The organism is Chelativorans xinjiangensis (genome assembly GCF_009812055.1).
In the GTDB taxonomy this organism is placed as follows: domain Bacteria; phylum Pseudomonadota; class Alphaproteobacteria; order Rhizobiales; family Rhizobiaceae; genus Chelativorans; species Chelativorans xinjiangense.
In genome coordinates this window covers 1-10,034 of the sequence record NZ_WQNH01000091.1, presented here as the reverse complement: position 1 = coordinate 10,034, position 10,034 = coordinate 1, and the positions used below count along the sequence as shown (strand labels likewise).

General features: G+C 64.2%; 10 protein-coding genes. 6 read left to right on the top strand and 4 right to left on the bottom strand.

Annotated elements, in window-relative coordinates; all coding sequences use genetic code 11:
* Nucleotides 1-40 precede the first annotated feature (40 nt).
* On the top strand, nt 41-481 hold the full coding sequence (locus GM910_RS26430; protein ID WP_159593813.1) for a hypothetical protein: 441 nt from the start codon (nt 41-43) through the stop codon (nt 479-481).
* A gap of 160 nt (nt 482-641) precedes the next feature.
* Here the strand turns inward: GM910_RS26430 and GM910_RS26425 are convergent, their stop codons facing one another.
* Entirely contained in the window at nt 642-1,538 is an 897-nt protein-coding gene (locus GM910_RS26425; RefSeq protein ID WP_159593811.1) for a TauD/TfdA dioxygenase family protein, read from the bottom strand.
* Between the two features lie 75 nt (nt 1,539-1,613).
* Nucleotides 1,614-2,879 (bottom strand): extracellular solute-binding protein, encoded by a 1,266-nt coding sequence (locus GM910_RS26420; RefSeq protein WP_159593809.1) that lies wholly within the window; start codon nt 2,877-2,879, stop codon nt 1,614-1,616.
* A gap of 281 nt (nt 2,880-3,160) precedes the next feature.
* Between GM910_RS26420 and phnF the strand changes: the two genes are divergently transcribed.
* On the top strand, nt 3,161-3,907 hold the full coding sequence (phnF, locus tag GM910_RS26415) for a phosphonate metabolism transcriptional regulator PhnF (protein ID WP_159593807.1): 747 nt from the start codon (nt 3,161-3,163) through the stop codon (nt 3,905-3,907).
* A 57-nt stretch (nt 3,908-3,964) separates the two neighbouring features.
* Here phnF and GM910_RS26410 read toward each other — a convergent pair whose 3' ends face one another.
* Together GM910_RS26410 and GM910_RS26405 are read right to left on the bottom strand one after the other, a co-directional pair.
* Nucleotides 3,965-4,837 (bottom strand): isocitrate lyase/phosphoenolpyruvate mutase family protein, encoded by an 873-nt coding sequence (locus GM910_RS26410; protein ID WP_159593805.1) that lies wholly within the window; start codon nt 4,835-4,837, stop codon nt 3,965-3,967.
* An 82-nt stretch (nt 4,838-4,919) separates the two neighbouring features.
* Entirely contained in the window at nt 4,920-5,828 is a 909-nt protein-coding gene (locus GM910_RS26405; protein WP_159593803.1) for a LysR family transcriptional regulator, read from the bottom strand.
* A gap of 197 nt (nt 5,829-6,025) precedes the next feature.
* Here GM910_RS26405 and GM910_RS26400 point away from each other — a divergent pair, with 197 nt between their 5' ends.
* The 4 genes from GM910_RS26400 (at nt 6,026) to GM910_RS27935 (ending at nt 9,546) form a co-directional block, all read left to right on the top strand.
* Entirely contained in the window at nt 6,026-7,213 is a 1,188-nt protein-coding gene (locus GM910_RS26400; protein WP_159593801.1) for an ABC transporter ATP-binding protein, read from the top strand.
* A complete protein-coding gene (locus GM910_RS26395; RefSeq protein WP_159593799.1) occupies nt 7,210-8,154 on the top strand; it encodes a carbohydrate ABC transporter permease in 945 nt (314 codons plus the stop codon). Before GM910_RS26400 ends, GM910_RS26395 begins: the two co-directional genes overlap by 4 nt.
* Complete coding sequence (locus GM910_RS26390; protein ID WP_159593797.1) at nt 8,151-8,990, top strand: carbohydrate ABC transporter permease; 840 nt, start codon at nt 8,151-8,153, stop codon at nt 8,988-8,990. Before GM910_RS26395 ends, GM910_RS26390 begins: the two co-directional genes overlap by 4 nt.
* 328 nt (nt 8,991-9,318) lie before the next feature.
* Nucleotides 9,319-9,546: an FCD domain-containing protein gene (locus GM910_RS27935; protein WP_159593795.1), complete on the top strand. Its 228-nt coding sequence runs from the start codon at nt 9,319-9,321 to the stop codon at nt 9,544-9,546.
* The last annotated feature ends 488 nt before the right edge of the window (nt 9,547-10,034 follow it).

Below are 10,034 nucleotides of genomic sequence, written 5' to 3'. Positions count from 1 at the left end.
TTTTCATGGAATTCTCCCTCTCCCAATCCGGGGATCATAATTGGAAAATTCCAGCTCAGAACGGTCCGAAAAGCGGGAAGCACGTCACGAGCTCAAGGCACGGAGGCTTGAGGTCGAGGTCGAGTTTGCCACCCTTGATGAGGCGCCTCCGACCATCACCCTCCATCCTGCGACTTTGGAGCGATATATCGAGACCGTGGACGCGCTTGCTGCGGCATTGGCCGACCACGCCGCTGCCACAGACGACCGGGGCCCCATCATTCAGAGCTTTCGGGCGCTAGTTCACAGCGTGGCTATCCACCCAAAAGGCCCACGGGAAGGGTTCGAGATCGAGGTGAAGGGCAAGCTTGCCACGTTGATCGGCGGCGAGGCGTTCCCCCAAGCCCGTCATAGTGGGGGACGCGTGGTAGCGGAGGAGCGCTACATCGCGCTACCCACTATCGAGGAAGCGCTGTTCCGCAACCAGCGACAAGTGGCATAATGGATAAGTCCCGTGGATGATTGCTTGTTTTCGATCCATGCCCCTGCGCGGCTTCTGAAGGAGATATGCTTTTGCCATTTCTCCTTACATTTCTGATTCCGGGAAACCCGTGCGGTGCAGAGCACCGCACGGGTGATGAGCAGGCGCGTGCGGCGGCGCTTCACGCCGCCCGGGAAGCCGCCGAATGCGGGATCGGCGGCTCGCCTTCATTGGCGAGGTGCCAGATGATGCGTTCGAGCGACTGCTCCCATCCGTCGCGCTTGTGGAGCGCGCTGCGATTGTCCCAGATGACGAGGTCGTCCACCTCCATGGCCGCCGACCACCAGTAGGGCGATTCCGCCGCATGGCGCCGGAGCTGGCTGATGAGCGAAAAGCTCTCGTCCTCGCTCATGCCCACGACCAGCATGTCGTCCCGGTGCGGCAGGAACAGGATCGGCCGCCCGGTCGTCGGATGCAGCCGTACCAGAGGATGCTGCGGGCCGACCAGCCGTTCTTCAAGAGGCTTGCTGGGAGACAGGGGAAACTCGTTGCCGGCCGGATATTCGTGATGGATGACGCGCAGGCCGGCGATCTTTTCCTTCATCTCGGCGGGAAGGTTCTCGTAGATGAGATAGGCGTTCATCCAATAGGTCTTGGGCGGGACAGCGGGCACCTTGCGGGCGTAGAAATAGGTATAGCCCGCGGGAATGGGCTTTGCCGCACCGTCCGTGTGCCAGTCCTGCGGCGCGCTGCTGCCATCGCCCAGCGGCCGTCCGTCGTTCTGCTGCACGTTGGAGATGATCTTCAGATATTCGATCCCTTCGATATGGGCGGCATCATTGTTCTTTCGCTTGAGGCTGAGGAGCGGCCCGAAATAGCGGCCGAGCTGCTCGACCTGCTCCGGCTTGAGGGTCTGCTTGCGGAACCGCAGCACGATGTGCTCCTCGATCGCGTTCCGGATGGCATCGAGAACCGCCGTATCGTTCTTTTCGATGGCCTCGGCCATGTCGATATCCAGGACATCGGCTCCGATGTGAGGCGATGCGGGTTGCAACGTAAGGCTGCTTGCTCTTCCCATGATTTCCCTCCTTGATGAGCAGTGGAATGGATGGCGCGGCGGCGCTCTCGGGCGCCGCCGGCGGTGGTGGTGCGGCTAGCGCTTCAGGAGCGCCCGCGCCTCTTCTTCCATGGATGCGAGGGCTTCCTCGGGCGTCGCCTTCAGCGTCGCCACGCCCTGCAGGTGTTGGATGAACATGTCGGCGATGCGCAGCCCGTTCTCGCCGGGCACGATGTACCAGCCGCTCAGCGCGTCGAGGTTTTCGAGATAGGAATGGGCGTTTCCGCGGCCGGCAAGAATATCCTTCAATGTCTCCGATTGCTCCATGGCTACGCTGTTGGTGGGCGCATAGCCGGTCGTCGCGGCGAGCGCGGCCTGGCCCTCGGGCCCGGCCATGAATTTCATGAAGTCGAACGCCGCCTGCTGTGCCTCGGGATCGCGTGCAAGCGTTGCGCCGATCACGGCCGAGCCGGGCACCCGCCCCTTGCCCTCCGCCAGCGGCAGCGGTACGGAGACCACCTTGAATTTCCCGCCCGCCGCCTCCTCGTAGCGCGGAATGAGGCTGCTCATGCTGACAAAGACGCCGATGCCGCCGGCGCCGAACGCCTGGCGCGCCTGGTCGCGCGTCATGTCGGCGCGCGCCTGGCCCCCATTGGCGAAGTCGCGCAGGAGCTGCAGCGCCTTCAGCCCTTCGCTCCCCTGGAAGGTGAAGTTTTCATCCGCCGCATCCATGACGGCGCCGCCAAAGCTTTCCAGCAGGACGAGCCAGCTGAAGCCGACCCCATTGTCGTACTCGAAGAAGCCGCCGACGATGTTCGGCGCGATCCCGTCGATCTTCTTCGCCAGGTCGAGGATGCCGGGCCAGTCGCGCGGCAGAGCTTCCGGATCGCCACCCGCCTGGCTCACCAGCTGCGAATTGAAGAGCACCACCGGCATGGAGACGCCGTAGGCAAGCCCGTAGGTCTTGCCGCCCAACATGCCGGGGCTGGTCACGGAAGGCGAGAACTGCGCCTTCCAATCCGCATCCGCCGCAATATGCGCATCGAGCGGCACGGCCATGTCGTTCTCCCGCAGGACCTGCAGGAGAGGGCCGGTGAACAGGACGACATCGGGCAGCTCGGCGCCCACCATACGGTCGCGCAGCAATTGCTGCTGGAACTCGGATGTCTCGCGCGGGCCGCCGATCCATTCGACCGTGACGCCCTCGGATTGCGAATTGTAGAGCGCGACGAGCTTCTCATAGAGCGCCAGGTTCTGCGCGTTGCCGGAGCCTGACAAGGTTATGGTGGTCTCTGCATGGGCTGGTGCGGAAAGCGCCAGGCCGCCGATCAGTGCAGCGGCGGCGAGAATTTTGCTATCCATGGTCGGTCCTCTCCTCAATTGTCGTGGAAGGGCGGCCTTGCCAAGCGCGTTTCCGCCGATCCGCGGTAGGGCGGCGTTTCTCGACACCGGCAAAGCCAGGGCGGGACTTGAGCTGACATGGCGGTTCAGCTATGAGGTGTATAGATGTACGCATTTATAGACACCTTTTATGAGAGTCTTGTGACAGTCCGCTTGAAGGAGCGCTTCTTTTGCGATGGCGCCGTGTGCCGGAGCATCGAAGCAGGTAGGAATGTCAGCGGACCGGAGGGAGAATCGGCGCCATGAAGAGCGAGGGGATCAGCCGTTGGCGGCAGGTCGGCGATGCCCTGATGCGCGAGATCGATCAGGGCCTGCTCGGACCGGGCGACAAGCTGCCGGCCGAATTCGATCTGGCGGAAAGGTTCGGGGTGGCGCGCCAGACGGTGCGGCGTGCGCTGTCACACCTGCGCAGTGAGGGCGTCATCGACGTTCAGCTCGGGCGGGGGACCTTCGTTTCCGAAAGAGTGTTCGAATACCGGATCGCCGCGCATAAGACGTTCGAGGAAAACCTCCTCGACAGCGCGATGACGCCCAGCCGCGATCTCATGAGCGTCGAGCGGATCCCGGCGACGAAGGGTGTCGCACAGAATCTGAAGATAGATGTCGGCGCACCCGTCCTTTTCGCGGTCACGGTCAACAAGGCGGACGAGGTTCCGGTCGTCCTTGGCCGCATCTTCTTTCCGCATGCCAGGATGCCCAGGCTTGAAAGCATCCTGGCGCGGATCAAAGCCGAGAAGCGGAGTTTCTTCCTCGCCGCCGCTTTGGCCGATGCCGGTGTGCTGCGGACCCGGCGCACATTCATCCGGCTGAAATCGCGGCTGCCCTTGGCGGAAGAGACGGAGGCGCTGGACCTGCCGCCGATGGAGACGATCGTCGAGACCAGCTCGATGAGCGCGGACGAGGAGGGCAACCCGGTCTTCTTTTCGATCATGTCCTACCGCGGCAGCCGTGTTGAGTTCTTTGTCGGCAACGAAGCTTTTGGCGAATAGCCCGGGCAGCAGAATCCTCTCGCGCCGTTGCGGCGGCTTCGGCAGGTCCGATGACCGTCAGCGCAGGAAGCGCTTTTCGTCGGCCTTGACCTGATCCATCTTCTGCAGGCGGAAGATTTCTTCGACCGGCACGATGTCCTTGTGCACGTTCTGCACGCCGCCATCTGCCACGATCCGACGGAACACGTCCTGCATCGCGGTCGCCGCGGCGCGGATGCCGTAATTGCCGTAGATGGTCATCCTGATGTTGCCGAGCGCGTGGATGCGCTGGGCGTCGAGCTCGGGATAGGCGTTGGGTACGATCGCGAGCGGCCCCGGCCCTTTCCAGGCGTGCGAGAAGCTTTCGATCTCGGCCGGATCTTTCCTCTTGGAGTGGATCAGGATCATGTCGGCCCCGGCCTCGGCATAGGCCATGCCGCGCTTCAGCGCCTCCGCTTCGCCCAGGCCCGCGATCAGGGCTTCCGCGCGGGCGATGATGAGGAAATCAGGGTCCTGCCGGGTCGCGGCGGCGGCCTCGATCTTGCCCTGGAACTCCTCGATGCGCAGCAGTTCCTGCCGGCCGTCGGCGGCCAGGCTCGTCACCTTCGGAAAGGTCTTGTCCTCGATGACGACGGCCGCCGTTCCAGCCCTTTCGTATTCCCTGATTGCATGGATGACATTGAGCGCGTTGCCGTAGCCCGTGTCGATGTCGGCGACGATCGGCAGCGACGAGCAGCCGGCGATGGCGCGCAGCATGTCGAGATGCTGCGTCATGGTGATCAGGCTCATATCGGCCAGCCCATACAGCGCCGACAGCTCGAAGCCCGAGGCCCAGAGCCCGTCGAAGCCAGCTTCCTCGGCCAGGATCGCCGAGAGCGGGCTGTGCGCGGCCATGATGTGGACGAGGCCGCGTTCGGCCATGCGGCTGCGGAGGAGTTTTGCCTTGCTCATGGGCAGGCGTTCAAAAGCCCAAAGGGGTGCCTTGGCAAGTCCAATGATCGCAAACTGAGCGGGCTGCCATCGAATTTTGCGATCAGGCTGCCCCGTCCGCGCCCGCATTTTTGCAAAGCCGCGCCAGCCAGCGGCAGAAGGCGCGCGCCAGCATCGGGTTGGCGCTGCGGTCCACCGCGTAGGCGCGGTACTGCATGCCGCTGGCCGCCCGCGACCCCTCGACGGGGGAGAACAGGCCCTGCCGGATCAGATCGCTCACGACAATCTCCGGCGCGACGAGCAGGCTTTTTCCGGTCGTGACCGCCGGCAGCGCCAGATAGTGATGATCGTAGCGCGCGCCGAGCTTGATATCGGCCGGCTTGAGGTTCATGGCGCGCAGCCAGGTGGGCAGGATGTCCGGACGCGAGGTGATGGTGAGCACCGGCAGCGACCGGACGACTGAAAGGTCCTTGCCCGGTACGTGCTGCGGCGCGCCAACGCAGACGAGCTGCTCGTTGTGGATCTCCCAATGGTCGGATGGTTCCGACAGGGCCAGGTCGCGCGTGATCAGCACGTCGAACCCGTCGGTCGTAGAGGGAAGCGACAGCGAGCTCACCACATCCACCACCGCGCCGCCCATCTCGTTCGAGAAGCCCTGCAGGTTCGGGATGAGCAGCGTGTAGGCGAAGGTGGAAAGCGACGTACGCACCACGATTCGGTTCGCATCCGCGCGGTCGCGGCGCCGCATGCGCTGGGCGGTGAAGAAGATGGAATCGAGCGGTTCGCTGACGGCATTGGCGAAGAGGCGGCCGAATTCGGTCAGTTCCGTGTAGCGGCCCCGCCTTTCGATGAGCTGCGCCCCGAGATAGCTTTCCAGCACCGCCAGGTGCCGGCTCACCGAGCTTTGCGTCGTGCCGAGCGCACGCGCGGCGCGCGTGACGTTTCTCTCGCGCGCGATGGTCACGAAGGCGCGGACGGAATTGAGGGGAAGCGCCTCGTCGTCACGGGGCATCGATCGCTCCAAGCAGCAGTCGGCATCCATCGCCGAACGTGCCTCATCTATCGAATTAAAAGATAATTGTCATCTGTCTGTCGCGTGGCCTCGATACGCGGATTTGCCTGCAAACAACTGTCCGGCGGGCGCTTCCGCGCGTCGTCCGGCGGGCGGCATTGTGAAGCAAGCGTGGCATTCAACACCGGAGATGGCCGATGAGCGGCGTGAGTTTCCAGAACGTCCAGAAATCCTTCGGTCCCGTTTCGGTTCTTCGCGATGTCTCGCTCGATATCGCCGACGGCGAATTCCTGACGCTGTTGGGCCCGAGCGGCTGCGGAAAGTCGACGCTGCTGCGCATCCTGGCGGGGCTCGAGGCGCAGGATTCCGGATCGGTGTCGATCGGGGGCAGGGGGGTGGACGGCGTCCGCCCCAAGCGGCGCGATATCGCCATGGTGTTCCAGTCCTATGCGCTCTACCCGCATATGACGGTGGCTCAGAACATGGCGCTTCCGCTGCGCATGCGGCGCCTTTCGCCATGGCAGCGGCTGCCGGTGTTCGGGCGGCTGCTGCCGGGAACCAAGCGGGCGGGCGGGGAAATCGCCGCCGAGGTGGAGCGGACGGCCAAGGCGCTGGGCATCGGGCACCTCCTGGAGCGCAAGCCCGGCCAGCTCTCGGGCGGGCAGCGCCAGCGCGTGGCGGTGGGCCGGGCGATGGTGCGCCACCCGGCCGTGTTCCTGATGGACGAGCCGCTCTCCAATCTCGACGCCAAGCTCCGAGTCCAGATGCGCACCGAGATCAAGGAGTTGCACAAGCGGCTCGGCGTAACCTTCATCTATGTCACCCACGACCAGGCCGAGGCTATGACTCTGTCGGACCGCGTGGCGGTGATGCTCGACGGCGAACTCCTGCAGGTGGCGCCCCCGCAGGAGATCTATGCCGATCCTTCCGAGCGGCGCGTGGCGGAGTTCATCGGCTCGCCGAAGATCAACATGCTCGACGGCGTGGTGCGCGAGCGTGGGCTGATCGACGTGGCGGGATCGACGCTCGCCGTCGATATCGACCGCGATCAGGGCGCTGAGGTGACGCTGGGCATCCGGCCCGAGGCCTTTCATGTGGCGGACCGCTCGGGGCCGGGCGCGCTCACGGGCGCGGTACGGTTCGTCGAACATATGGGCTCGGACCTCTTCGTCCATCTCGATATGCCCGGCGTGGCCGAGCCGGTGATTGCCCGCCTGCTTGCCGAGCGCGCGCCGCAGATTTCCGCCGGGCAGACGCTTCATCTGGGAGTGAGGCCGAACCGGGCGCTCGCCTTCACCCGCGAGGGCGCCCGCATCCGCCCGAGAGTTCAGTGGACGCCGGCAGCGGGGGCTACGGTGACCCACCTCCGCGAGTATGTGCAATGAGCGCCACCGCCGCGCCGTTACGGAACGTGGAACGCGCCCGTCCCGCCGCCTCGCCGGCAAGGACGCTGAAGCTGGCGGAGGCGCTTGCCGGCTATATGCTGGCCGGGCCGGCCTTCCTGCTCCTCATCGTGCTTTTCATCCTGCCGGTCTTCGCCGTTTTCGTCATCGCCGCCACCGACTGGCAGTTCGGCGCCCGCAGCCTCGATTTCGTCGGCCTCGCCAATTTCCGCGAGATCTTCGGCGACGAAGGTTTTCGCATCTCGCTGATGAACACCATCGTCTACGTGCTGATCGTCGTGCCGGGCACGGTGATCCTCGGCCTGGCCATCGCGCTTCTGATCGAGAGCGGACGGTCTTGGCGAGCCTTCTACCGCGCCGTCCATTTCCTGCCCTACATGGCGACGCTCGCCGCCATGGCGATCGCCTGGGAGGCGCTGCTGCACCCGACAATCGGCCTGCTCAACCAGACGCTCGCCGCCCTCGGCCTGCCCACCGCCAACTGGCTGCGCGACGAGAACACGGTGCTCCCGGTGCTCGCCGCCATCGGCATCTGGCAGAATCTCGGCTTCGCCATGGTGCTGTTCCTGGCCGGCCTCAAATCGATCCCGCAGGATCTTTACGACGCCGCCGACATCGACGGCGCCGACCTCTGGCTCGACCGCCTCGTGAACGTGACCCTGCCAATGCTGGGGCCGGTGACGATGTTCGTCGTCATCGTCGTGGCGCTCAAGGCCTTCGAGAGCTTCGACACGGTGCAGATCCTCACCCAGGGCGGGCCCGGCCATGCGTCCGAGGTGCTGCTCTACACGCTCTACCGCGAAAGCTTCGAATATTTGAGGACCGGCTACGGCGCCTCCGTCACCGTGGTCTTCCTGGTGATCGTGGTGGCGCTCACGCTCATCCAGGCCCGCATCATGGACAGAAGAGTGCACTACCAATGAGTGCCGGACACCGCCTTGCCCCGCCCGCGGCGATCGCCCGCCACACCCTGCTGCTTCTGACGGGGGCGCTCGTCATGGTGCCCTTCGTGTGGATGGTCTCGCTCTCGCTCAAGCCGCCGGGCGAGATCTTTCGCACGTCCTTCTCGCTCCTGCCGGAGGAATGGCATGCGATCGAGAACTACACGAAGGCGCTCACCGAGGTGCCGCTGCCGCGCTACATGCTCAACGGCGTGATAATCTCGGCGGCGATCCTCGTCCTGCAGATCCTGGTCTGCGCGCCGGCGGCCTATGCGCTGGCCAAACTCGACTTCAGGGGCCGCGACGCGCTCTTCGGCCTGGTGCTGATCGGCCTGCTCATTCCCCATCAGGTGCTGGCGCTGCCGCTCTTCATCCTCGGCTACAACCTCGACATCCTCAACACCTATGCGGCGCTCATCTTCCCCTTCGTGGTCTCGCCCTTTGGCATCTTCCTGTTCCGCCAGTTCTTCAAGTCCATTCCTGACGACGTGGTTCACGCCGCCCGCCTCGACGGGCTGTCGGAGCTCGCCATCGTTTGGAAGATCATGGTGCCGATGGCCATGCCCGCCGTCATCGCCTTCTCCATCTTCTCGGTCGTCTCGCACTGGAACGATCTGTTCTGGCCTCTGATCGCGGTGCGGTCCGAAAGCCTCATGCCGCCGCCGCTCGGCATCATGGCCTTCAAGAACGAGGAGGCGGGCAACGACTACGGCCCGCTGATGGCCGCGTCGACCCTCGTCGTGCTGCCCTTGATCGTCGTATTCCTCGCCGCCCAGAAATGGTTCGTCGAAGGGCTGGGGAAGGGGAGCGTCAAGTAGACAAGCTGCAGCTATCTTGCTGCTCGAACGGATCGATCAGCGCTCGGCCTTGAGCTTCTGACCCTCCGCGACAGTCCAGCGCGGCGGATTTGAGAGCCACACAAAGCTTCCCTGGTCGAGCCGCTTGGTGAACAGGCACAGCCCGAATGCGCGATCGCCCGCGAATCGGCCAGGGCGCCAACGGCGGAATACATCAGCCTCGTGCGCGAGGCTCCCAAGCGGAACGGCGAATCGATCGGCGGGAAGCCTTCGCGGCGACGGACGTGGCGTTTCACAGTGCTCTCGCGACCGGGCCGGGCAATCCGGTGATCGTCGCGCTCTACAAGCGATGGCCGAGTGGCTGAAGTACCAGCGTCGCGTCGCGCTCAGGATACCGGGGCTGGACCGGATCAGCCATGAAGAACACAAACGCGTCTTCGAGGCGATCGCGCCGCGCAATCCGGATGCCGCCGAAACGGCGATGCGCGAGCACCTGCTACAAGGCGAGCAGGCGTATTGGCTCGAAGCCGGGCAGGGCGAGGCGATTGACGAGGAAGCTGTCATTGGCGAATCCTGATGCAGGAAGTTCCGTGAAATGCCGGCGCATGCACGCATGACGAGAAGGTCGGGAGGGGCATTCCAAGGGCTCTTCGCATATCGCTATCGGCCTGAACTGCACTATATACGCGGGCCGGGTCCGGCGTGCCGCGAGAAGCAGCGCAGCGCGGTCGCCGATGGTAAAACCGTCACGACGGCAGCCGGTGTTGATATTTCTAACTTTCATCGGTCGCCAGCCCCTGGCGCCGGATATGATCTCCCGCAGTGATGAAGTGCCGTCAGATAGCCACTTCCAGCAAATGTCGGTATCGGTGGTTGCGAGCCCCCGCAACCAAAAGCACAACAAAAAACCCCGCTAAACCAATCGGTTAGCGGGGTTTTGTTTTGAATGAACCGATGGCCCAAGCCGCTGATGCAATGTGACGTGCTCCCCTGAAGTGTTCCCGAATTTGGGTTAGCCTGTTCCTCAATGAAGGAGACAGGCAATGAAGCGATCCAGGTTTTCGG